A 25,692-nucleotide genomic window follows, 5' to 3' on the forward strand; every position below is an offset into this window, starting at 1 on the left:
TATCTATATTATTTTTATGAAATCGCTTTTTTCAAAGCTAAAATATACCCCAAATGAATTCCTTCATGAAAATTATTGAACTCAAAAGCATCATTTACATTCTTTAACTCAAAACCAGTACTGGTCATATAGGCTTCATAATTTTTAAATAAGCCTTCTTCAATTGCTTTCTCAGTGTCATCTATTGTTGCAAAAAGCAATACTTTTAACTCTTCTAATTCTTTTTCTGTTGCATCTCTTTTTGTACTTGAACCTTTTCGATATAATTCAATCCACTCCTCATCCACAACAGTATCTAAACCACTTAATCGATATACTAATAATTGTTGAGTAACTACTATATGTGCTATATTCCAAAATAAATTATTCTTAAAACCTTCGGGTACAAAATTTAACTGTTCTAAGGTGTAATGATCTAGTATTTTAAAATGAACTTTCCTACTGACTTTCGTAATTTCTAAGGCTCTTTTTAAATTTTCCATTTTTTGGTTTATTTTAAGTCAAAAATATGCTTTTTCTGGTTGATTTCATTTTCCTTTGCACTTAAAGATTTCTAACACCTTATCAATGATTAAAAAAGTATATCATTTAGCTACTTGTAGCACCTGTAAACGCATCATTAAAGAGCTTAATTTAACTGAAAGTTTCGAGCTTCAAAATGTAAAAGAACAGCCTATTACTGAAACGGAATTAAATAAACTCCAAGCATTCAGCGGAAGCTTTGAAAGTTTACTAAACCGTCGCTCTGTTTTATACCGTGAACGAAATTTAAAAGAACAACTATTAACTGAGGACGATTGTAAAAAGTTAATTTTAGAACACTATTCATTTTTAAAGCGCCCTATAATACAAGTAGACGACCACTATTTTATAGGAAACGCAAAAAAAACAATAGAAGCTGCTAAAACCTACTTAGAAAACTTATAACGCTAAATGAATCAACGTCAACTTGCTTTGATCGCCGCTTCATTTGTAGCGCTATTTTATGCTGCTAATTTTAGTATTGCCAAAAATGTAATGCCGCACTACATTAAACCTTTTGGATTTATTTTATTTAGGGTTACTGGTGCTGGACTATTATTTTGGCTTGTTGGCTTGTTGGGTCCCAAGGAAAAAATTGCGCCTAAACATTATCCTCGTATTTTAGGAGCAGCATTTTTTGGAATGGCACTTAATATGCTCGCTTTTTTTTATGGTTTAAACTTAACAACCCCCATTAATGCTGCGGTAATGATGGTTACCGCTCCAATGATTACGTTATTGCTCGCTGTAATATTCCTAAAAGAAAAACTACAATGGCATCGTATTTTAGGACTACTCATAGGCTTATCGGGCACCTTATTAATGATTATTTATGGCAAAGGAAATGCCACAACTGCCCCAAACCCTGCTTTAGGTAATTTTTTAATTTTTATTAATGCCGCTTCATTTGCTTGTTACCTTGTTATTGTAAAAAAACTAACACAAATTTATCATCCATTTACTTTTATTAAATGGATGTATCTTTTAGGAATACTAATGGTGCTGCCTTTTGGATTAAAACAGGTATTGGAAATGCCATTTTCTGAAATTCCAATATCGGGTTATTTAAGCATTGCTTATGTGGTTGTTTTTGTAACCTTTGGCACATACCTTTTAAACATATATGCCATAAAAATTTTAAAACCAACCACAGTGGCTGTTTTCATTTATTTTCAACCCTTTTTAACTACTCTAATTGCAGTTAGCTTAGGAAGCGATACTATTGACTTCGTTAAAGTTATAGCCTCCATCTTAATTTTTATAGGGGTATATCTAGTAAGTAAAAAACATTAAAAAATTAAAGCCTATCCACTAATTACTTTATACACACTAATTCCCAAACCAATCTAACTCGTTTACCAAATCAATATCTGCCGGTTGCACATTTACCAAACGTGTTTCTTCTTTGGTTAAAACTTTAAAATCTTCAGAACGATTCTTGCCCATTAAAGGTTCATAAATTTCTACGGGTGGCGCAATAATCTTTCTAGTTTTCATGTCTAACCAGGTACCCATCATTTCACCACGAGCAAAATTACCTCCCTGATCATCATAAAAGTTATGTCGTATTTTATAAAAAGTACCTTCTTCACTCAATGCAAAAACTTCCTGACTCACATATACCGGCTTACCTGGAAATACTTCTTTAAAATAATGCACCTCTTCTCTAAGTACTACAGGACCTACCCCATGCTTTTTCAAATCATTATAACCAATACCTTGTTTACCCATATATACCATTCGAGTAGCACTCATAAAATTCATGTAAGCCGAATTTGCTAAGTGCTGATTAGGATCTAGATCACTCCAACGAATATCTATTTTATTTAAAAACATAGTCTTACTTTTATATATTTAGTTTAGCAACACAATTTAAGTTAAAAACGTTAAAAATATAATTACTTAAGTAGAGTACTTTTCTTACAAAATATAACCTATCCAAAAGCACAGCGAAACAATTGATTTTGCAAGGATTCCAATACGGAATAAACTTTCTAATGCAAAAATTGGATTTAAAATAACTCGAATTGAAAAAACACTTACAAATACCATATTTCTGTATCTTTGCTACTTATACAATTTACTACGAATGATACATTCTATGACTGGCTTTGGAAAAGCTGTGATTCAATTAGAAAACAAAAAAATTAGCATTGAGTTAAAATCTTTGAACAGTAAAAACCTAGATCTTAATGCCCGAATGCCTAATCAGTATCGTGAAAAAGAACTTATTTTACGTAATACCATAGCCAAAGCATTAACTCGAGGAAAAATTGACTTTAGTTTATTTACTGAAGTTACTGGAGAAAACTCCAGCTCAAGCATTAATGCACCTGTCGTAAAAAAATACATACAGGAACTTGCCGAGATTTCAAACGCCAGCGAAAGTCAATTATTAGAAATGGCCATTCGTTTGCCCGACACTCTAAAAACTGAACGTGAAGAAATTGACGAAGCTGAATTTAAAATTATAGAGAATCTTCTTGCCGAGGCAATTAAAGAAATTCTTAATTATCGAAAAACAGAAGGAGAAGTACTGGAAAATGACTTTAAATTAAGAATCAAATCCATCCGATCACTTCTTGAAAAAGTAATCACCATTGACCCCGAACGTATTGAAAATGTAAAAATACGCTTGCAAAAAGGGGTTGTTGAACTTAAAGAAAAATATGATGAAAATCGCTTTGAGCAAGAACTTGTCTACTATATTGAAAAATTTGACATCACCGAAGAAAAAGTTCGTTTAGCAAATCACTTAGATTATTTTACCGAAAATTTAGCTTCAGAGGAATCTAACGGAAAAAAATTAGGCTTTATATCTCAGGAAATCGGTCGTGAAATTAACACTATTGGAAGTAAGTCCAATTATGCCCCTATGCAGCAACTTGTTGTTCAAATGAAAGATGAACTTGAAAAAATTAAGGAACAACTTTTAAATGTATTGTAATGGGTAAAGGTAAACTTATTGTTTTTTCAGCACCATCGGGCAGTGGTAAAACAACGATTGTTCAACACCTTTTAAACGAAACTAATTTAGCATTAGAATTTTCTATTTCGGCTACCTCTAGGTTACCCAGAGGCGAAGAAGTTGATGGTAAGGATTATTATTTTTTATCCATAAACGAATTTAAAAACAAAATTAACAATGATGAGTTTTTAGAATTTGAAGAAGTGTATACCGATAATTTTTATGGCACGCTAAAAAGTGAAGTCGAGCGTATTTGGAATACAGGAAAAGCTGTAATTTTTGATATAGACGTCATTGGAGGCTTAAATATAGAAAAGCAATTCCCAGACGAAACATTATCTATTTTTGTAAAACCACCCAATAAAACTGAACTTGAAAAGCGCTTGCGCGGAAGAGGGACAGAAACGGAGGAAAAAATACAAATGCGTTTAGCCAAAGCTGACGAAGAACTTGCTGTAGCCCCTGAATTTGATGCCATTATTACCAATGACAACTTGGAGCTTGCTAAGCAGGAAGCTTTTCAATTAGTCTCTAAATTTTTAAAATAATTCCCTCCACAGTTAAAGAAAGCTTTACCTATGAAAAAAATCGGATTGTATTTTGGCACATTTAATCCTATCCATATTGGCCATTTAACCATAGCTAATCATATGGTAGAATTTTCCGATCTAGATGAAGTATGGATGGTCGTTACTCCACATAATCCATTTAAAAAGAAAAGTTCATTACTGGACAATCACCACCGCTTAGAAATGGTATATAAAGCCACCGAAAACTATTCGAATATCCATCCAAGCGACATTGAATTTAAATTACCTCAACCTAATTACACTGTTTTTACTCTTGCCCATTTAGAAGAACGTTATCCCAACAAAGCATTCTGCTTAATAATGGGAGCTGATAATTTAAAAAGTTTTCATAAATGGAAAAATTATGAGACTATTTTAGAAAACTACCAGTTATACGTTTACCCCAGAATTTCAAAAGGAAGCATTCCTGAAAAATTTATAAACCACCCTAAAATTAGCTTAGTCACTGCTCCTATCATGGAAATATCGTCAACTTTTATTCGGAAAGCCATAAAAGATCAAAAAAACATTCAGCCCTTACTACCTAGTACAGTTTGGAGCTATATAGATGTTATGAATTTTTACAAATAAGAATTTCCATAATTCCTACAACACAAAACACTAAATAAAAGCATTTTATAAGTACATTAGAGCAACCAACTTTAAGTATTTTACACATTGAAAGTCCATACACCAAAAAACCTTCCCTTTTGGATTGTTTGCAGTGCCTTTGTTTTAGGAATATTTTGCGCTTCGCGACAAAATACTATTCTAATTCCTGCAATAGCTTTATATGTTATTGGATTAATCCTATTAACTGTGTTTTTTAATAAGCATAATCACGTATTTTTTATAAGTATCTCCAGTCTTTTATTTATAGGTTTAGGCGCTATCCGTTATCAAATCACACTTCCCAAATATCAAAAAAAACATCTGATTCATCAAAAAACCGCTAAAGGTACTCAAGAATTAATTTTCACAATCTTAAAAAAATTTAATACTTCAGATACGTATCAAAAATTCAACGTAACTATTCATACCATTAACAAACATAAAGTAATCGGCAATGCCTTACTCACAGTAAAAAAAGATTCGACAAAAGTAGCTTTTTATAAAGGCGACAGTTTTGTTTACTTTGGCAAACTCTCCCGTTTAAAAAAGCATCATAATCCTTATAGTTTTGACTATACAACCTATTTAAATACCCAACGTATAACGCATCAATTTTGGGCTAAACCCACAGAATTAAAACAAATCGAGTCACTAGCTAATCCACTGAATAATTTAATAAACACACTAAAGAAACATCTTGAAATCAACTTAAAAAAACAAAAATTACACTCCAACACGCTTCAACTCACTGCTGCTTTAGTATTAGGAAACAAATCTGAAATGAACAAACAACTTAATGTCGACTTTGCAAACGCCGGTGTTATTCATGTTCTTGCCATTTCTGGCTTACATATTGGTATCATCTATTTACTATTCATCGCTGTCTTCCATCAATTTTTGGCAAATACCGTATTTAAATCATTGGTTATTATATCCTTCTTATGGTTGTTCGCTTGGTTTTCTGGAGCAAGTCCATCTGCAATTCGAGCTACAACTATGTTTAGTTGTTTTGAGTTTTCGCGTTTACTAATGCGAAAACAACACCCCCTAAATTCACTATTTGTAAGTATTTTTATATTGAACCTTTTTGATCCATATACGTTATTCTCAGTAGGCTTTCAATTAAGTGTTATTGCCGTAGGTTCTATTATTATTGGCACCCCAAAATTATTAGCTCTTTGGTCCCCAAAAAAGTGGCTCATTCGTAAAATATGGGAAATAATAAGCATCAGTACTTGCGCCCAAATAGGGCTTCTTCCCTTGAGTATTTATTATTTTCATCAATTCCCGGGCTTATTTTTAATAGCAAATATTCCAATTATGCTAATTATAACTATAGTACTCATAAGTGCTATTGCCATTGTTATTTGGAGCTCACTAGGGACTATTCCATTTTTTATCACAGAAAGCTACAACTATTTTATTACAACTATATACAACTACATTCATTGGGTTTCTCAACAAAAAAACTTTCTTTTTACCGAACTATACATACAAGCTTCAACATTGATATTTGCTTATGCCACAATAGCATTGTTATTCTACTCCTACAAAAAACCTAAGCTAATTTACCAATGGAGCTTCCCTGTAACATTAATTGCAATAGGAATTATTTTTTACGAAAAAGCATCTTCTTTATTTAAAAATGAATTATGGCTACATAGTCACTATACAAATACTATAATTAGCGAAATAAGCCCAAATCAAATCAACGTCTATTCAAAAAACACACTTACGGATAAGGATAAAAAATATATTATTTCTCCAATAGAAGGCAACTTGCATTCAACAGGTCATTTTCACAAACTAAAAAACAGTTATACCTATAATGATCAGACCATCCATATTATTAATCACAAAAATAGTTTACCAAATACTATTGAAAATACGATACTTATTTTAACTGATTCCCCTAAAATTAACCTAGAACGCTTACTAGCTAATCAAACACCAAAACTAGTTATTGCAACAACTCATAATTATAAAAATCTAGTACAAAAATGGAAAGCTACTTGCTTATTAAAACAAGTAGCTTTTTATGATAGCTCTCAAAAGGGAAGCCTAAATCTAACAACTAAGTTACTTAGCCTTTAAATGTACCCACAAAATTCTTTTCATAGGCCTTAAACATTTTTTGACTTGTTACTTGTTTATAATCATCCGATTGGATTAACTTTAAAAATATCTCTAACTGTTGAGGCGTATGAAAACCCGTTACTGGAAAAATCAAATTACTTTTTTCATCAAAAAATACCATACTTGGGTATCCGGAAATCCGTAATGACCTTGCAAAAATATGACTTGGTTTTCTTCCTCTTTTTCCTGCTACATAATCTGGATTAGAAAATTTATTACCTTGGTAAGTAAACTCATCATTCCCTTCGGCATCAAATTTTACAGCATAAAAATGCTCATTCACATATTTTACTACATCTGGATTACGAAATGTTTTTTTATCCAATAATTTACAGGGACCACACCAATCGGTGTATACATCCATAAATATTTTTTTGGGATTTTCCGATTGAGCATCTAAGGCATCCTGCATACTCATCCATTTAATTTCCTGTGCGAATGACATGGAAACTAGTAACGAACAAGTTATAAAAAGTATTTTTTTCATAAAAACGAATTTAGTTATTAGTCTCAATAACTATTCCTAAATTACGAATTTATCGAATACCATGCATTAATTTAATAATTGTTTTATTTAAGACCAACATTGTAAGACCTGCAACACAAGGAATTATGGTAAAAATCATAAAAAAGAAACTCATCCCATAACTCTCTACAATTGGGTCTAAATAACTCCCTGTAATACCTGCCATTAAATTCGCTATAAAACTAGAAAAATACCACACACCAAACATTAAACCTAAAAACTTAATAGGCGCTAGCTTACTAACGTATGATGTTCCTACTGGTGAAACACAAAGTTCGCCCATGGTATGGAAAAAATAAGCCAACACCAAAAATACCATGCTTACCGAAGCCGACTTTGCATTTAAAGGAATATTCATTGATCCGAATGATAACACTGCAAAACCAATACCCAATAAAATAAGTCCTATTGCAAATTTAACAGGCCCCGTTGGATTATACTTACTCTCCCATATTTTTGAGAAAAAAGGCGCAAATACTATAATATAAAATGAATTTAAAATACTAAACCAAGATGCAGGCACCTCGGTAACTTCATTCGAAAACTCTCTGATAAGCATCCAAATCACAAACCCCCAAACTATTACAAAACTTGTTCCTAGTAAAATATTAGACAAGGCGTATTTTGAAAAAGTTTGCCTAAAAAGCAACGATAACACCCATGTAATAATCATCATGGGCACAACAGTTAATATCGTATTGAATACTTTAAATGTTAAGGCACCCCCACCTTCTAATACTCTATTTGTATAATCTTTTGCAAATACAGTCATTGAACCACCCGCTTGTTCAAATGCCCACCAAAAAAAGATGGTAAAAAAGGTAAAAATCCCAATAACAACCAACCTATCTTTTACCACTTTAGATTTACTTATTTTTTCAATCACTTCCTCAACATCTTCTTTAACCTCATCTATGGCATCTTCAACCGCATCATCTACATCCTCAATATCTTTATTAAACTCACCAATTTTACCAAAAATACCTTGAGCAAAATAAAATTGAAGCATTCCAAAAAACATAAAAATACCTGCTAAGCTAAAACCGTAATGCCAGCCCACCTTTTCTCCTATATAGCCACATAATAATATTCCTAAAAAAGCGCCTGCGTTCACCCCCATATAAAAAATGGTAAAACCTGCATCTCTTTTTTCAGGCACCTTAGTATATAATTGCCCTACTATAGAAGCAATATTTGGCTTAAAAAAACCATTTCCTAATATTATCAAACCTAGCCCCATAAAAAAGAACACATTCGAAAACACCTCCAAAGCCATTGACGCATGACCCAATGTCATTAAAAAAGCACCTAAAACCACTGCTTTTTTAAAACCTAAAAATTTATCTGCTACAAAACCACCTAACATTGGTGTTAAATACACCAAGCCTGTATACCAACCATATAAAACCAAAGCCTCTCCTCTTTCCCAACCCCAACCATTATCAATCACCGAGGTTACTAAAAACAACACCAATAATGCCCGCATACCATAATAGGAAAAGCGCTCCCACATTTCGGTAAAAAACATTACAAATAATCCAGATGGATGCCCTAAAACAAGTTTTTGATTTACTTCTGATCCGCCGTATAGCATATAATATAAATTTTATTTTTTTCAATAGGGTCAAATTACGAAATACAACTATGCGAAATCATAAAATTATGTTATCCTAATATCGTTTTATGAAAAAAAGAATTAATAATATCAAAAAAAATATACTTTATATTTTTTTTACAAAGCATTTAAATTAATAAAAAAAATGAGCTTAAAATTTTTAAATCCATAAACTGACAAATTTCATAAATATTTTAATTATTAAAATTTTTAAACAACTTACATCCATTTCATCCTATTTAAAATCAATTGCAACTTAAATCAAACAGAAAAAAGTTAAATTTATTTTCTTTTATTATCCTCTCATAATTGTTATGTAGGCAACTTTATCTAAAAAAATATACCTAAAATAACGGAAACAAGTTTCCCTAGTCTATGTCAACTTATAATTAATATCATTTGGTATTAAACTATATTTGCTCTATTAAACTATTATTTATGACTCCTGAAGTTACTGGATTTTCAAAACTAAATAAACATCAAAAAATTGACTGGTTAGTAGCTAACCATTTCCAAAATACCGAAAAAGCAAAACAAACACTGCACAACTATTGGAATGCCAACGAACAGCTTCAACAGTTGCATGATGAATTTGCCGAAAATACCCTAAGTAACTTTTACCTCCCTTTTAGTATAGCCCCCAACTTTACAATTAATAATAAACGTTATACCATTCCAATGACTATTGAGGAAAGCTCTGTAGTTGCTGCTGCTAGTAATGCAGCTAAATTTTGGAACAAACGAGGTGGATTTAAAGCCACCGTAATTAACACTGAAAAAATTGGACAAGTTCATTTTAGTTTTTCTGGCAAAAAAGAACATCTAAATTCTTTTTTTAAATCAATTAAATCAAAATTAATTGCTGCCATTACACCTATTGAAGCCAACATGAAAAAACGTGGAGGTGGACTTTTAGATATTCAACTTAGGGACAAAACCCAAGAATTAGCAAATTACTACCAACTGCATTGCACCTTTGAAACTGTAGATGCTATGGGAGCCAATTTTATAAATACTTGTTTAGAAAAATTTGCCGAAGTATTACAAATCGAAGCTCTGGAATACGATGATTTTTCGGATGCAGAAAAGAATATTGAAATCATTATGAGTATTCTTTCTAACTACGTTCCTAACTGCGTGGTTAAAGCAGAAGTTTCGTGCAAAGTCAGTGAATTGCCTAACACTGAAAATTTATCATCGCTCGAATATGCCGAAAAATTTGTAAGAGCCATTAATATCGCCGAAAAAGAACCTTACCGTGCCGTAACTCATAACAAAGGCATTATGAATGGCATTGATGCCGTTGTTATTGCCACTGGAAATGATTTTAGAGCCATTGAAGCTAGCGCACATGCCTATGCTGCAAAAAATGGAAGTTATAGCAGTTTAACTCACGCACACATTACCAATGATGTCTTCACTTACTACATTGAAATTCCTTTAGCTATAGGTACCATAGGTGGATTAACTAGCCTACACCCTATGGTGAAATTAGCCTTAGAATTACTGGAAAAACCTAATGCAAAACAACTCATGGAAATTATTGCTGTGGCTGGTTTAGCGCAAAATTTTGGTGCTGTAAATTCCTTAATTACTACAGGAATTCAAAAAGGACACATGAAAATGCACCTATTAAACATATTAAATCAACATCACGCTACCGCAGAAGAAAAACAAAAAATAGTACAGTTTTTCACCAAAAACACGGTAACACATAGCGAAGTGATTAAACAATTAGCATTACTAAGAGCCTAATGAAGCAGACCTTTTATAGCAATGGAAAATTACTCCTTACCGGAGAATATGTAGTTTTAGATGGCGCCAAAGCATTGGCTATCCCTACTAAAAAAGGACAATCATTAGTCATTACAGAAAATGATTCGGGCATAATAGAATGGAAAAGCTTTGACTGCCATAACCAGACATGGTATACCACAAAAATTTCGACACATCATTTTTTTAGTCATACTGCTCCAAAAGGGGATTCTAAATTTGATACTACTTTATTTAAAATTCTTTGGGAAGCCTTACATGCAAATCCCTCTTTTTTAAATAAAACCAAGGGTTACCACATAGAAACCCACCTTACATTCGAACGTTTATGGGGGCTAGGAACTTCTTCTACCTTAATTAATAATATTGCCCAATGGGCAACTATTAACCCATATGAACTATTACACAAAAGTTTTGGCGGTAGCGGATATGATATTGCTTGTGCATCTGCAAACACTCCTATCTTCTATCAACTTACAAATAACAAATACCAACCTAATGTAAGCTTCACCACATTTAATCCTACGTTTGCATCCTCACTTTTTTTTATTTATTTAGAAGAAAAAAAAGATAGTAAAGAAGCTATAAAAAACTACCGTAACCTATCTACAGAAAATCTAGCTTCGATCGTTACAAAAATTAATACGATCACCGAACAAATAGCCCTATGTCAAGACTTAGAACTATTTAAAAACCTTATCACTAATCACGAAAATTTAATTGCCTCCATATTAAAAACAACTACTGTAAAGCAGGATCGATTTCATGACTACACTGGTGTAGTAAAAAGTTTAGGCGGTTGGGGTGGCGATTTTGTATTAGTAACAGGCACAAAAAATGACATGTCTTACTTCTCCCAAAAGGGATATACAACTATAATTCCTTTTTCAGAAATGATCCTTTAATTATAGTCTTGCTAGCCAAGCTTAATACTTATAAAAGCACACTCGCTTTTTATCAATTTTCCAAATCTTTAAAAAACTATTTTACACGACAAAAAAACACAAAGTTCAAACAAAAAAAATACCAATAAAAAAAATTAACAACTAAAAATCAGCTATTTACATATATTCAAGGTAAAATAAACCGACAAAAAACACATAAACGAGTAAGGCTATTCGTTCTTTTAAAAAAACACCTATTTTAGCTTTGAGTTTTATTTTTATGTTCCTAAACATTGAGCATGAAAAAAATAAGTTTACTAGCAATTTCTTTGATTACAAGTATTGGCAGTTACGCACAATACAATTATGGAGAAGTACTCCAAAAATCACTACTTTTTTACGAAACACAGCAATCTGGGGTATTGCCCGACTGGAACCGTATAGACTGGAGATCAAATTCTGGTGTAAATGACGGAAAAGATGTTGGTTTAGACCTTACCGGTGGTTGGAATGATGCAGGAGACCATATTAAATTTGGCTTCCCTATGGCATTTTCTGTAACTGCCTTAAACTGGGGTTTTCTGGAATACAAAGAAGGTTATGACAAAGCTAACCAAACTGACATATTTTTAAGAAATATTAAATGGGTAACTGATTATTTTATAAAATGCCACCCTAGTCCAAATGAATTTTACGCACAAGTTGCCGATAGTAAATCACAAGATCATAACTTTTGGATGCCAGCCGAAATGGTTGATGAACACCCAATGTATGGACAACGTATGGCCTATAAACTAAGTACAACAGCACCAGGTACGGAAGTAGCATGCGAAACGGCTGCCGCATTAGCATCGGCGAGTATTATGTTTAAAACTGTTGATCCTGCTTACAGTGCCACCTTGTTGCAACACGCAAAAGAATTATATGAATTTGGGGATACGTACCGAGGAATATACAATGAGGACGGAAATATTCCTGCTTCAGGAACATATTCTTCTAACGGATATCAAGATGAGCTAGCATGGGGAGCATTGTGGTTATACAAAGCCACAGGAGATAAAAATTACTTAGAAAAAGCTGAAAAGGAATACAGCGAACCAGATTTTCTTTGGAGTTTAGTTTGGGATGATAAATCTTATGGAAATATGGTACTTTTAAGTATCATTACTGGTAAAGATAAGTATATCGCAGATGCCGAAAAACACTTGGATTTCTGGCAAAAGGGAGGTGGAATTAGCTATTCTCCAGGAGGACAAGCTCACCTTACACAATGGGGATCTTTTAGACATTCCATGAACGCTTCATTAACTGCACTTATTTATAGTGACAATGTTGCCACGTCTAAAAAAAGTACTTATCATGATTTTGCCGTAAATCAAATCAATTATATTTTAGGTGATAATCCATTAGACAGAAGTTTTGTAACGGGTTTTGGAAAAAACCCTCCAAACAAACCTCACCACCGAGGACAACACTCAAGTTGGTCCAGAAGCCCAAAAGTGCCTGAAGAATCTAGACACACCTTGTATGGAGCCTTAATGGGGGGACCTTCTAGTCCAGATGACACATTTGTTGATGATAGGACTGATTTTATTGCCAACGAAGTTGCTACTGATTACAACGCTTGTTTCCAAGGTGTGGTTGCCCGTATGGTAATGGAATTTGGCGGAACAGAACTGGATAACTTCCCTCAACCAGAAGAACCCGGAGTTGAATTTGTTAATGAAGTTAAAATTAATGGAGAATCTAGTCGCTACACAGAATTAGCTATTTGGTTAAACAACCGATCTGGATGGCCTGCGCGTATTCCAAATTCACTTTCTGCACGTTACTTTGTTGATATAACAGAAGGTATTGATGCTGGCTTAAGCCCTGATGATTATACAATCACATCACGAGGAGCTGGAAAAGCTACTGGAGGCTTACAAGAATGGGATGTCACTAACAACATATACTATGTAGAGGTTGAAGTTGACGCAGACAAAATGCCTTTCCCTGGTGGCGCAAGTCAATACCGTAGAGAAATTCAAGTACGTATCGAGGTACCTGCCTCTGCACCTGCAACAGCTTGGGATCCATCGAACGACCCATCATACGAAGGTTTAACAGGTATAGTAACTGAATTTGACAAAGTTTCTATTTACAGCGATGGTAAATTAGCTAATGGTGATGAACCTGCAGGCTCTAGCGTATTAGCCGCCGGATTCACTATTGATAAAGTATCTGGTATTGCTCCATTTACAGCTAAGGTTAACGCATCTAAATCTAATGATCCCGAAGGAAAAGGATTAACATATAGTTGGGATTTTGGAAATGGTAAAACTGCCTCAACGAAAGAAGCAAGTACTACTTTTGAAACTGAAGGCGAATACACAGTAAAACTAACCATAACAGACTCCACTGGGGCTACTGCCGAAAAAGAAATTACTGTGAATGCATTTGGAGAACGCAGCTGTTCATTTGACACACCTCGCGCAACTTCATTACCATCTATTGAAAACAAAAATTTCTCAAATGTTCATGTCATAGGAGATGATGGACCTAGTTTAGACAATGTTACTGCATTTACGATAAATTGGAATTTAGAGAACAATGGGTTATATGGTTTTGCTTTAAGCACAAGCGACGGAAACCCTGGGCATTATGTTGATTTATCAGCAAAAGTAACTCAAAACTTTAAGGATATTAATCCAAGTATTTCTATTACATCTAGTGGATTTACAGGTTTAGATGACGACTATTGGGTTTCTGTTGATGAAGGAAACTTGGTATTAGTTTCAAAAACTAAAGAAGCAACTATCTATTTCAGCAATAGTAGTGAAGTTCCTGTTTGTGGAGAAAAACCAACACTATCTAATGAAACATTTAGCGCTTTAAATATTGGACTATATCCAAACCCAGTTGTTGATCAATTACATATTAATGGAGATATAAATAAGGCTCAACTTACTATATACAGCATTAATGGTTCTGTAGTTGAAAGTACCGAAATTGATTCTGATGAATTTACCACATCACTTTCTAACCTAACTAACGGAATGTACTTAATACACATTCAAAAAGAAGATGGATCTGTAGGGATTGAAAAAATTATAGTGAATCGTTAAAAATTAATTTCACAATTCATCAAGCATTATAAAAAGCCGAATAACTAAAAAAAAAAATAGTTGTTCGGCTTTTTAATTCTTAGAAATCATAACACAAAACATAACTAAACAAAAAAGCCACTCTCTGTAAAAGAGGTGGCTTTTATATATTAAAAGAATTTGTTTTAACTACAACTCCTTACTATAATGTATGTCACTTTGTGATTTAATTTTATCTGCTGCTTGCTCGGCTGTAATATCACGCTGCGGATTTGCAAACATCTCATAACCTACCATAAATTTTTTCACTGTTGCCGAACGTAATAACGGTGGATAAAAACTCATATGCATATGCCATTCTGGGTGGTCCTCCCCATCTGTTGGGGCTTGGTGGATTCCCGCTGAATATGGAAACGATGTTTTAAAAATGTTATCATATTTAGTAGTTAACACCTTTATAATTTCAGCATAACTCTTTTTCTCTGCATCAGATAATGTTGAAATAGTCGCATGCTTTTTACGAGGCATAATCATCGTTTCATATGGCCATATTGCCCAATATGGTACTAATGCAACAAAGTATTCATTTTCAACTAATACACGTTCATCTGCAGCTAATTCTTGATCCAAATACGCCTCCAACAAGGACTTATTGTTATCATTCCAGTAATTTAAAAACTGAGTACTTTTCTTTTTTATTTCTTCTGGAATAGAACGTTGTGCCCATATTTGACCATGAGGATGCGGGTTACTACACCCCATAATACCCCCTTTATTTTCAAATATCTGTACATAGTTAATATCATCATTTGCTCCTAATTCAGCAAATTCTTTTTGCCATAAACTAATTACCTTTTCAATATCAACAGCCTCCATTAAAGGCAAAGTCAATGCATGGTTTGGTGAAAAACAGATCACTTTACAAATCCCTGTTTCGGTTTCCGCTTTCAATAAACCTTCGTTATATTTTTCACTTGGCACTCCTTGCAACAATGCAGCAAAATCGTTTGTAAAAGCAAAAGGTTCTTTATAATCAGGATTTACAGCCCCACCTGCACGTTCATTTGTAGGACATAAATAACAATTTTCATCATAGGTAGTCGATGATAATTTAGCAGGCTCTTCATTTTTACCCTGCCAAGGTCTTTTCGTTCTATGTGGTGACACCAAAACCCATTCTCCCGTAAGGACATTTAACCTACGATGAGGACTTTCATTAAAATCTATATTACTCATGCTTAAATTAATTTATTATTGCTGTACCTTGACTAGGAACTGCCGTAAATGACGTTAAGTCTATATTGAATTTTTCTTTATATGCTTTGGTAGCATCTGCTACAAATTCGGCCACTCCATCTTTATGAATTAAGTTAATGGTACATCCACCAAAACCACCACCCATCATTCGCGCTCCAAGCACTTGATCGTAATTTTTAGAAAATGCTGCTAAAAAATCTAATTCTTCACAACTCACCTCATAATCGTTTTGTAAACCATTATGTGACCCATACATTAATTCCCCAAAAGTAGTTAAATCTTTTTCCTTTAAGGCTTTTACTGCTTTTTCAACACGGGCATTTTCTTCTAAAACATAAGTAGCTCTTTTAAAAGCTATCGGAGTAATTTCCGATTTGACAGCCGCCAACATTTCAAAAGTAGCTTCGCGCAATGAAGTAACTTCTGGATTATTTTTTGCAATAGCCTTTACCACAGATGCGCACTCAGCCACACGAGTATTATACGCACTATCCGCTAAGTTATGCGATACGTTGGTATTCAATAACAAGACTTGGTAATCACCAAAATCAGCAGGAATCATCTGATGTGCAATACTATCGCAGTCCAATAAAATTACATGACCCTTTTCGCTCATTACAGAAGCAAATTGATCCATTATTCCACACTGTGTTCCTACATAAGTGTGCTCTGCTTTTTGACCTATTTTTACTAAATCAATTTTTTCAAGACCTAAATTAAAAATTTGATTCAAACCAAACGCTAAGCCACATTCCAAAGCTGCGGAGGAACTTATACCAGATCCCATAGGCAAATAGCTTTCAATAATACAATCAAAACCGGCTATTTGTTTATCCCGTAACTGAATTTGACTTACTACACCTAAAATGTAATTTTCCCACTCTTTATCACTCGGTGCCACTTCATTTAAATTAAATGACATCATTTTATCAAATGTAGCACTGTATACATTACAAGTATCTGGTGTGTTATTCTTTTGAAATTGGAAAATGATGTGTTTATCAATTGCAGTTGGCAAAACAAAACCTTTATTATAATCTGTATGCTCTCCAATAAGATTAATCCTACCCGGGGAAGCTACTTTCAATTCCGTTTTAAAGGAATCCACAAATTCTTTGTGTACACTATCTGTCATAGTTACTATTATTGAATCTCTATTTATAAATAAGCCTTAATACTATTTCAAACTTCGAACAGGCATTATAAAACTGAAGTACATTATGCTTAGAACAGCAATAAAAAAACCAACTCCTTAATGATTGTTAAAAATTTGCCACAAATATAGTAAATAGCATATACATATATAGCGTATAAGAGCATAGAACATGAAACAACTTGTGTAGAATGAGTTGAACTAAAATGATTTTTAAAGACTATATTTTATAAAAAAGACCCAATATTTATAACGAAGCATTAGAAACATAAAATCATAATCTTAAGTTAAACATTTTAATATTACACAATTCTTAATTTTTTTAAAAAAAATAAGAATATTAATCATAATTAATGTTATAAAATTAAATTTTAAACAATAATACCCCACTCTTCCTTTCTATTGCAACACATCAGATTGATTTTATGTATTTTTGTTACACGCTTTCGAGCGTAATTTCATAATTAAACTTTGTGTATAGGCCTGAGCAACTTATACACCTTTTAGAAGTTTAGTTTTTTGATTAGTTGTTATTCCAGGCAGAGTGATTACTGCCTGGATTTTTTTTACCCCATAATAAAAAAACAACACTAACAAATTCTACAAAAAAACACAAGCAAACGACAATTTATCTTAAATTTTTAGCTTCAAATTAGCTTATCATAGTTAAAAAAATAAGCTAAATAACGTACCTTTGGCAATTAATAATTTTAATCCATATTAAAAAAATGATTACTCAAGAAGACTTTGGAACTACTCAATCTGGAAGCAATGTTCAAAAGTTTATTTTTAGTAACAATAATGGATATTCTATTCATTTATTAAGCTACGGACTTAGCATTCAAAAAATTATATATCCCGACAATCAAGATATAGCCCTAGGCTTTGACACTATTAGCGAATATGAGACTGACCCATATTACATTGGTAAAATTATTGGCAGGAACGCTAACAGATTATCCAATGGAAGTATCCTTATAAATCAAAAAGAAATTCAACTTTCTCAAAACGAAAACAACAAACAACTACATGGAGGACACCATGGTTTTGACACTAAAAATTGGAACTGCGAAATAATAAATTTTGAAGACAAGGACGTACTGATCGCCACATACACCAGTAAAGATTTAGAGGAAGGTTACCCTGGAGAACTTAAAGTTACCGTTAGCTTCGAATTAACTAACAAGAACACTTTAGAGATGAGTTATACGGCAACTACCTCAAAAACCACAGTGGTCAACTTAACTCGTCATGATTATTTCAATTTAAAAGATGGTGGAATCTCTGATATTAAAGATCATCTTATAAAAATTAATGCTGACCAGTATACTGTTAATAATACTGAAAATCTTCCTACTGGAGAAATAAAAACCACGAAAGACACTGCATTACATTTCAATACAGCAACAAAAATTAACGAAAATATTGCAAAAGATCCCGATAACCTTATTATGGGATATGATCATAATTACATCATAAAGAAAAACAACAACAATGAAGTCAGCTTAGCAGGCACAGCTATAGACCCTAACAGTAAAAGACAATTAGAAGTTTATAGTTCCCAGCCAGGCTTACAATTTTACACTGCCGCCTACCTTAACCAAGTAAAAGGCAAAAACAACATTATATATAATGGATTTCATGGCTTTTGTTTTGAAGGACAACATTTCCCTGACGCCACAAAACACAAGCACTTTGATTCCACTATTTTAAGACCACAACAAACATATACACAAAAATTAATTTATAAATTTAGCACTAAATAAATAGGTAATATGAAAATATTAGTAACAGGAGGATTAGGTTTTATTGGTTCTCATACCGTTGTAGAGCTTCAGAATGAAGGATATGAAGTTGTTATTATTGACAATTGCTCAAACTCATCTGAAGAAGTTCTTGTGGGTATTGAAAACATTACTGGAAAAAAGCCCATTTTTGAAAAAATGGATTTACGTAACCGTCAAAAAGTAAGTGATTTTTTCAAAAAACACTCGGATGTTACTGGCGTTATTCATTTTGCCGCATCAAAAGCTGTTGGCGAAAGTGTTCAAATACCACTTACTTATTACGAAAACAACATTGGAACACTTGTTTACCTATTACAAGAGCTACAAGAAAAAACCGATGCTAGCTTTATATTTAGTTCCTCATGCACCGTATATGGACAAGCCGACGAACTACCCATTACAGAAAGCGCACCTGTTAAAACAGCTGAATCTCCATACGGAAATACCAAACAAATAGGTGAAGAAATTATTAGAGACACTTGCAAAGTATCACCTCAATTAAAAGCTATTGCGTTACGCTACTTTAACCCTATTGGTGCTCATAAATCAACAGAAATAGGCGAACTACCTTTGGGCGTACCTCAAAATTTAGTCCCTTTTATTACACAAACTGCAATGGGCTTGCGCGACAAGCTTTCTGTTTTTGGAGATGACTACAACACACCGGACGGTACCTGCATACGTGATTATATCCATGTGGTTGACCTTGCCAAAGCACACGTAATTGCCTTAACACGATTATTAAAAAACAAAAACAAAGAAAATTACGAAGTATTCAACCTAGGTACCGGTACAGGTAGCTCTGTTCTAGAAGTAATAAAGTCTTTTGAAAAAGTCTCAGGAAAACCTCTTAATTACGCCATTGTTGACCGCAGAGAAGGTGATATTACAGCTGCATTTGCTGACACCAACCTTGCCAATAATGAACTTGGCTGGAAAGCAGAATTAAGCTTAGACGAAGCTATGAAATCAGCTTGGGAATGGGAGCAAAAAGTAAGAAGTAAGAAGTAAGAAGTTAACAATATTCTCGGAACAAAAAAACCTGTAAAACGTAATGTTCTACAGGTTTTTTTTATGAGTATTGGCAACTGAAACTGATACTTTCTAATAAAGCACCGCTCTTTTATCTTCTATTTCAGCTTTTTCTTTTAATGCACTTAACAAAGCTCCTTGCGCCTTACGAGCTTCATCTTCTGCTTTTTTATTAGCCAAACCTTGATACGAAGCCAAACCTTGACCTGGAGTTTTTGAAGTCACCTTAACCACGTAGACTCCTTTATTTCCTTCAACTGGTTTTGATACTGCATTCACATCCAACGCAAATGCCGTTCCTACTACTTTCTTTTCAATACCCGCACCACTTATTGTCGAATTCTTCATAGTAATAGCAGATGCCGATTTTACCGTAGTATTAGTTGCTTTAGCAATTTCCTCTAAACTAGCACCACTAATTTTAGCTTTTAAAATTTTAGCTTTCTTCTCATTCTTTAAAATAGGAGAAACTTTTGCCGAAGCCTCTTCAACATTCATTAAACCTGCTTTTTCGACTGCCGTTAATTTTGCGATCACATAACCACTTGGTAAATCAAAACTTTTTATAGCTCCTTTTTTAGTTTCTTTATCAAAAGCCCAACGAACTATCTGACGCTGTTTACCTATTCCTGGGATATTTTCATCAAGCTCACCCATTTTAGTAACAGGTTTAGTTGTTAAATTTTCTTCTTTTGCCGCTGCTTCAAAACCTTTTTCACGCGCATCAATTACAAACTTTGTTGACTTCGCATAAATTTCATTAATTGTTTTTTCGCTTGGCTCAATTTTTTGCGCAATAGTTGCAATTTTAACTGCCTTTTGAATATTCTTTTGATCTTCGATTTTAATCACATGAAAACCAAATTGAGTTTCAACCACACCCACATCTCCAGTCTTGTTTTCAAAAACATAATCATTAAATGCCGGCACCATACGTCCTGGTGTAAAATAACCTAAATCACCACCTTTATCTTTATTTGATCGATCTGCAGATAAGCTAGCCGCTAACTCCTCAAACTTAGAACTCTTTTTAGAAACTACTGTCAACACACTATCCGCTAACTTTTTTGCTTCCTCTTTAGTTCTTGTAACATCAGGTCCCGCAAACTGCAAACCTTTATAAGCAACTAATATATGACTTGCCTTTACCGAATCTGGTATTTTAGTTTCAGCAATTAATTTTGAAAGTTTTATGTAAGCTCCATCTTTATATGGCCCATACACCTTACCCAATTCTGCATCAAATAAATTTGTAGCCACATCTGTATTTAACTTACTCTTAAACTCATATTTATCCACATACTTAATTGCTGAATTTTCATTTACAAATTCTTCAACATTTTTAGTATTAATAAAACCTAAAACTTTTTCAGTTTGCTTAGTTACATTATTAAATTCATCGGAATCATTTACCAACTTTGCTAATTCTGTAGAAATCGCTTTTTCATCTTCTAAAGTAGCTACTTCATCAATTTTCACATATTCAATATCTGCATACGCATCCCTTTTGTATTCTGTTTTATGCGCATTAATATAAGCTAATATTTCACTTTTAGAAACCTCTACCTCTTTATCATCAACTGAAGTGTAAGGCAATTGAACATAACTAATATTAATTTTATCATTCTCCATTTTATAGGCTAACTCCCCCTCATTAATAGTAGCTCCTAATCCAGCCTTAACCATATTCAAGTAAACATTCCCTGCAACATCTTTAGCTATTTCTCCTTCATTGTTAGTCCAATTGTTATATCGAACTCTATCAGTTTCTTTCATTTCTAAAATCAACTCTTGTAATTTTTCTAAACTAAAATTTCCATCATCATCCTTTAGTGATGGATCATTTGCATAACGTCTCGCTAATTCTTCGTTTAAGTGCTCTCTATCAACAATAATTCCTGCATCATTAGCTCGCTGACCGGTTAATAACCCATTCACTTTTTGATTCCAAACATTACGTACAGCTTGCATGTCTGATCCACTTCGACGCTGGTTATCGACCAAAGCCTGAAATTCAGACGTTTTAATTTCCTCTCCATTTATCTCTCCTATAGTTTTTTGAGCCTTTTGACCTCCAAATCCTCCGCTTCTAACCAAATCTCCAATGATAAATGCGAAAAGAGCCAGAGCTATAATCATTATTAGAAAAAATGATCGTTGCCTAATTTTATTTAATACTGCCATCCTTTTGGTACTTTATTTTATTCGATAAGGGGCGAAAATAAGATTTTATTACTTAAAATAAAACAGAAAGCATTTAAAAATTCAAGCGTTTTCGTAGACTTTAGCTTGACATCACCTTAAGCGCTGTTAGGATTATTTTATTCTCCAAGGTTTCTTTAATTGTAATTTGAAAGTGTTCTATTACAATTACTTCATTAGCCTTTGGAATTTCTTCGGTAAAGTTTACAATAAACCCTCCTAAGGTCTCATAGCTTTCAGACTCAGGAATATTCAAATTATACACTTCATTAATATGATCAACCTCAATACGCGCCGAAAAAAGAAATTCATCTTCCGAAATTTGTTCCTCAATTAGCATTACAGAATCATGCTCATCTTCAATTTCACCAAATAATTCCTCAATAATATCCTCCACTGTTACCAAACCACTAGTACCTCCATACTCATCCACTACCACAGCAAGACTTTTACGTTTTTTAGTTAAACTATTTAACACATCCTTGATATACATGGTTTCGGGCACAAAAAATACAGGCCGTATGACTACGGATAAACTTTTAGGGCTTTTAAACAATTCAAAAGCGTGTACATAACCAATAATATCATCAATCGTATTATTGTAAACTAATATTTTAGACAAACCTGTAACTTGAATAAGCTTAGCCACCTCAGAAATGGATTGCCTCCTGTCCACCGAAACCATTTCCGTTCTTGGCACCATCACTTCTCTCACTCTTACGCCAGAAAACTCCAATGCATTCTGAAAAATTTGAATTTCAGAATCCAATTCCTCTTCATCAGTAATTGTACCCACCTGTTGGTTTATATAATCTCCTAACTCAGTTTTTGAAAATGTTAATGACTCCTGATCCCCATCTGTTTTAAAAAAATACTTGAGCACTACATTGGAAACTCCCATAACCCCCCAAGATATTGGCGTAAACAACCAATAAAAAACATAGGCTGGAAAAGCCATAATTTTAACTAATTTATTGGCATAAATTTGAAAAAAAACTTTTGGAAGAAATTCTGCAGTAAATAAAATAACCAACGTAGACAATAATACTTGTAAAAAAAGACTAATACCTGAAGTTATGTCTGGAAAATTTCCTGCTATCCAACTCACCAAAAATTCTCCCATTAAAATACCATAGATCACCAACACAATATTATTCCCTACCAACATGGAAGCAATAAATTGCGATGGTTTTTCGGTAAGCTTTCCTAAAATTTTAGAAGTAAATGTCTGTTGTTTTTTCTCAATTTCAAGATGAATTTTATTCGCCGAAACATAAGCTATTTCCATTCCTGAAAAAAAAGCTGACAACAACAAACACAATAAAATAACCCCAACTTGAAACCACATAAGTTGTTATTTTCTATTCTGAAACTTTTTACGAAAATGACGTTTAAAAAAGAACATCCCTATAGCTGCGACCATTAACAATATAAATGCCCAATTAATATTACCCGTTGCTTGATATTCTTTAAACACGGTATATCCAAAAAACACACCTACAAATAAATAAGCGTATTGAAAAAAAGCCTGAAGTGCTTTCATAAAATTTTTAATTAAAATACTGAAGCAACATAAACCACTTCGAATAGCAAGATACAAAAAATGACCGTAGAAGATTAGTCATTCAATATTTGAGTACCTACATTTATGCGCGACTTAAAGTTCGTAAAGTCTTCATTTACATCAAAACCAGCTCCCTTATTTTTAGCGCCATTCTTAAGTACTGCATTGTAATCATTATCCGTATACAACCAATGCAATTTTTGATCCCAATACAATTGAGGCGCATTTACCCGAATACTATCTGCGGTAATTATTTTGACATTCCCAGACAAATCTACCAAATTCGTTTTCTCATATTGTATCCCATAATCTGCCTTTACATTTGACTCTCCTCCGTTTTTATCAAATATAATTAACTCTACCCCTTTAGGAAATTCCCGATAAGGAAAATCAACATGTGTATAATCTTTAAAAACAGGCGTTTTCATTACAGCTACTAACCTTCCGGAATCTGTATATTTGACCACAACTTCTTTTCCTACTCCCTGAGCCACTTCGGCAAAATTCACTGTATTAGTATTCCCTCCTTTTGGAGTACAACAATAAAAAAACATTGCTGTAAGCATCCCTACAGCAATGTTTTTTAAAAAATTTCTATATGTTGTTTTAATAGCCATTTAGCTACAAATTATAAATTTGGCACTTTAACCGACTCTCCTATCCAACATCCAATTTTAATTGTTTTTCCTTGCATTCCTTTTGTAAACACATCAGATTTAGAAGGTGCACTAGCCATATAACTTGCTACCGTTTTTTTAGCTCTTGAAGCCACAGAAGGATCCACCCTTGCTGCTTTATTAGCATAATTAGCAGCTAACCAATATACCGCACGCTTACTAAACTCATCCGTACCACAATTATTTGCACTTTTACCAATCATACTAGCAATTTGCAAATACGCCCCTCCTAATGAAGGCTTATATTCCAATGCCTTTCTAAAATACGTTCGTGCTTTTCCATAACTCCCCTTTTTCTTTTCGGCCAAAGCAATTTCTACATAAGCTTCTGCTTTTCTACTTGGGTTATCCTCACGCTCAATAGCTTCTTCATAATATTTACGTGCAGCGGCCACATCACCTCTTTGCTCTGCTAACTTACCTAAATACTTAGCAGTTACTGCCGAAGGCTCTAGCTTATGCTGTTGCTCCACCAATTTTAAAAATAATGGATCTGTCGTACATTCTTTTTTATACATACGTCTAGCAGATTGCTTTACCCACTTGACATCTCCTTTTTTAGCCTCAAACTCCTGTGTAAATAGTGGAATTAAATAAGGACAATCGGCCAACTTACCTAATTTTTTGTCAACAGATGCTTTTACTTGACTATATACTTTTAAGTTCTTTTCTGCCTTAGCTAAAGCTTTTTTCTCTTTACTCAACAAATCAACTCCAGATTCTTCCTTTGCAGTATATTTTGCAATTTTAGCAGCCATCTTACTTTCTTCAACTTCAATTTTATCTGTTAAATCATCATAAGTAGAAAAAACCTCACCTATTTCCTTTTTCCCCTCAGACTGTAAACTTAATAATAAAGAAAAATAAGTGTAAATTTTCTTAGGTCCCTTAAAGTTCTCCTTATCCTTAGTGTAAGCATCTTTAAACATTTCAAATTGCTCCTCCTTTGTACCCATTTTATTTTCGTACTTCAACAAAGCAATATCAGAAATCATATCACCCTCTTGTGTTTTAGATGCAAAGTGCTGCTTACGCTCTTTGAACAACGCAACTAATTCATTAACCACCGCTGCTTTACCACCTTCTGGAGCTTTTTTAAGCTTATCGCGAAGTATTTTTTCGCTATACTGAAACGTTGCCAAACTATATGTTGGACAATCCTTACGTACTTTGTCTAAATAAGGAGCTGCTTCTGCATAGTTTTTTACCTTAGCACTCTCTATCCCCAAAGAGGCATTTTTTTTACACTCGTCTGACACCTGAGCGCTTAAAGAATAAGTCGTTACTAAAAAAGTACCAATAGCTATTTTAAGTAATGATTTCATAGTT

Annotated in this window: 22 protein-coding genes; 11 read left to right on the forward strand and 11 right to left on the reverse strand. The window is 33.4% G+C overall.

Going from position 1 to position 25,692, the window contains the following annotated elements:
• Positions 1-14: 14 nt before the first annotated feature.
• Complete coding sequence (locus KQA_RS0200540; RefSeq protein ID WP_010177217.1) at positions 15-482, reverse strand: DinB family protein; 468 nt, start codon at positions 480-482, stop codon at positions 15-17.
• Between the two features lie 85 nt (positions 483-567).
• Here KQA_RS0200540 and KQA_RS0200545 point away from each other — a divergent pair, with 85 nt between their 5' ends.
• A complete protein-coding gene (locus tag KQA_RS0200545) occupies positions 568-927 on the forward strand; it encodes an arsenate reductase family protein (RefSeq protein WP_010177218.1) in 360 nt (119 codons plus the stop codon).
• 6 nt (positions 928-933) lie between these two features.
• The gene (locus tag KQA_RS0200550) at positions 934-1,815 is read left to right on the forward strand and encodes a DMT family transporter (RefSeq protein WP_010177219.1); all 882 of its coding nucleotides are present in this window, start codon (positions 934-936) and stop codon (positions 1,813-1,815) included.
• 36 nt (positions 1,816-1,851) lie between these two features.
• Here KQA_RS0200550 and KQA_RS0200555 read toward each other — a convergent pair whose 3' ends face one another.
• Positions 1,852-2,358, reverse strand: coding sequence for an acyl-CoA thioesterase (locus KQA_RS0200555; protein ID WP_010177220.1), 507 nt, complete (start codon positions 2,356-2,358; stop codon positions 1,852-1,854).
• A 253-nt stretch (positions 2,359-2,611) separates the two neighbouring features.
• Here KQA_RS0200555 and KQA_RS0200565 point away from each other — a divergent pair, with 253 nt between their 5' ends.
• The 4 genes from KQA_RS0200565 (at position 2,612) to KQA_RS0200580 (ending at position 6,765) form a co-directional block, all read left to right on the forward strand.
• Positions 2,612-3,469: a YicC/YloC family endoribonuclease gene (locus tag KQA_RS0200565; protein WP_010177221.1), complete on the forward strand. Its 858-nt coding sequence runs from the start codon at positions 2,612-2,614 to the stop codon at positions 3,467-3,469.
• A complete protein-coding gene (gmk, locus tag KQA_RS0200570) occupies positions 3,469-4,038 on the forward strand; it encodes a guanylate kinase (protein WP_010177222.1) in 570 nt (189 codons plus the stop codon). Before KQA_RS0200565 ends, gmk begins: the two co-directional genes overlap by 1 nt.
• A gap of 30 nt (positions 4,039-4,068) precedes the next feature.
• Positions 4,069-4,650 (forward strand): nicotinate (nicotinamide) nucleotide adenylyltransferase, encoded by a 582-nt coding sequence (nadD, locus tag KQA_RS0200575; RefSeq protein WP_010177223.1) that lies wholly within the window; start codon positions 4,069-4,071, stop codon positions 4,648-4,650.
• Between the two features lie 87 nt (positions 4,651-4,737).
• On the forward strand, positions 4,738-6,765 hold the full coding sequence (locus KQA_RS0200580) for a ComEC/Rec2 family competence protein (RefSeq protein WP_010177224.1): 2,028 nt from the start codon (positions 4,738-4,740) through the stop codon (positions 6,763-6,765).
• On the opposite strand, the gene KQA_RS0200585 is transcribed toward KQA_RS0200580, so the two are convergent.
• Positions 6,755-7,294 carry a thioredoxin family protein gene (locus KQA_RS0200585; protein WP_010177225.1) on the reverse strand — a complete coding sequence of 180 codons (540 nt, stop codon included), beginning with the start codon at positions 7,292-7,294 and terminating at the stop codon, positions 6,755-6,757. The two genes, KQA_RS0200580 and KQA_RS0200585, sit on opposite strands and share 11 nt — an antisense overlap.
• 49 nt (positions 7,295-7,343) lie before the next feature.
• Positions 7,344-8,927 (reverse strand): peptide MFS transporter, encoded by a 1,584-nt coding sequence (locus tag KQA_RS0200590; RefSeq protein ID WP_010177226.1) that lies wholly within the window; start codon positions 8,925-8,927, stop codon positions 7,344-7,346.
• A 459-nt stretch (positions 8,928-9,386) separates the two neighbouring features.
• Here KQA_RS0200590 and KQA_RS0200595 point away from each other — a divergent pair, with 459 nt between their 5' ends.
• The 3 genes from KQA_RS0200595 to KQA_RS18210 all read left to right on the forward strand — a co-directional run bounded on the left by KQA_RS0200595 (position 9,387) and on the right by KQA_RS18210 (position 14,712).
• Positions 9,387-10,703, forward strand: coding sequence for a hydroxymethylglutaryl-CoA reductase, degradative (locus KQA_RS0200595; RefSeq protein WP_010177227.1), 1,317 nt, complete (start codon positions 9,387-9,389; stop codon positions 10,701-10,703).
• Entirely contained in the window at positions 10,703-11,626 is a 924-nt protein-coding gene (locus tag KQA_RS0200600; protein WP_010177228.1) for a GYDIA family GHMP kinase, read from the forward strand. The genes KQA_RS0200595 and KQA_RS0200600 overlap by 1 nt, the downstream gene beginning before the upstream one ends.
• Before the next feature lie 278 nt (positions 11,627-11,904).
• Positions 11,905-14,712: a glycoside hydrolase family 9 protein gene (locus KQA_RS18210; RefSeq protein WP_010177229.1), complete on the forward strand. Its 2,808-nt coding sequence runs from the start codon at positions 11,905-11,907 to the stop codon at positions 14,710-14,712.
• Between the two features lie 168 nt (positions 14,713-14,880).
• Here KQA_RS18210 and KQA_RS0200615 read toward each other — a convergent pair whose 3' ends face one another.
• Together KQA_RS0200615 and galK are read right to left on the reverse strand one after the other, a co-directional pair.
• Positions 14,881-15,927, reverse strand: coding sequence for a UDP-glucose--hexose-1-phosphate uridylyltransferase (locus KQA_RS0200615; protein ID WP_010177230.1), 1,047 nt, complete (start codon positions 15,925-15,927; stop codon positions 14,881-14,883).
• A gap of 7 nt (positions 15,928-15,934) precedes the next feature.
• Positions 15,935-17,083 carry a galactokinase gene (galK, locus tag KQA_RS0200620; RefSeq protein ID WP_010177231.1) on the reverse strand — a complete coding sequence of 383 codons (1,149 nt, stop codon included), beginning with the start codon at positions 17,081-17,083 and terminating at the stop codon, positions 15,935-15,937.
• A 746-nt stretch (positions 17,084-17,829) separates the two neighbouring features.
• Between galK and KQA_RS0200625 the strand changes: the two genes are divergently transcribed.
• Together KQA_RS0200625 and galE are read left to right on the forward strand one after the other, a co-directional pair.
• A complete protein-coding gene (locus tag KQA_RS0200625; RefSeq protein WP_010177232.1) occupies positions 17,830-18,867 on the forward strand; it encodes an aldose epimerase family protein in 1,038 nt (345 codons plus the stop codon).
• Between the two features lie 9 nt (positions 18,868-18,876).
• Complete coding sequence (galE, locus tag KQA_RS0200630; RefSeq protein ID WP_010177233.1) at positions 18,877-19,899, forward strand: UDP-glucose 4-epimerase GalE; 1,023 nt, start codon at positions 18,877-18,879, stop codon at positions 19,897-19,899.
• Positions 19,900-19,992: 93 nt separating this feature from the next.
• Here the strand turns inward: galE and KQA_RS0200635 are convergent, their stop codons facing one another.
• From KQA_RS0200635 to KQA_RS0200655, 5 genes are all read right to left on the reverse strand, one after another.
• On the reverse strand, positions 19,993-22,104 hold the full coding sequence (locus KQA_RS0200635; RefSeq protein WP_010177234.1) for a peptidylprolyl isomerase: 2,112 nt from the start codon (positions 22,102-22,104) through the stop codon (positions 19,993-19,995).
• A 100-nt stretch (positions 22,105-22,204) separates the two neighbouring features.
• On the reverse strand, positions 22,205-23,470 hold the full coding sequence (locus KQA_RS0200640) for a hemolysin family protein (protein WP_010177235.1): 1,266 nt from the start codon (positions 23,468-23,470) through the stop codon (positions 22,205-22,207).
• Between the two features lie 6 nt (positions 23,471-23,476).
• Positions 23,477-23,665, reverse strand: coding sequence for a hypothetical protein (locus tag KQA_RS0200645; RefSeq protein WP_010177236.1), 189 nt, complete (start codon positions 23,663-23,665; stop codon positions 23,477-23,479).
• Positions 23,666-23,739: 74 nt separating this feature from the next.
• Positions 23,740-24,303 (reverse strand): LPS export ABC transporter periplasmic protein LptC, encoded by a 564-nt coding sequence (gene lptC / locus KQA_RS0200650; protein ID WP_010177237.1) that lies wholly within the window; start codon positions 24,301-24,303, stop codon positions 23,740-23,742.
• A gap of 11 nt (positions 24,304-24,314) precedes the next feature.
• Positions 24,315-25,688, reverse strand: coding sequence for a tetratricopeptide repeat protein (locus KQA_RS0200655; RefSeq protein WP_010177238.1), 1,374 nt, complete (start codon positions 25,686-25,688; stop codon positions 24,315-24,317).
• Positions 25,689-25,692: the final 4 nt, after the last annotated feature.

This window comes from Aquimarina agarilytica ZC1 (assembly GCF_000255455.1).
Taxonomy (GTDB): Bacteria; Bacteroidota; Bacteroidia; order Flavobacteriales; family Flavobacteriaceae; genus Aquimarina; species Aquimarina agarilytica.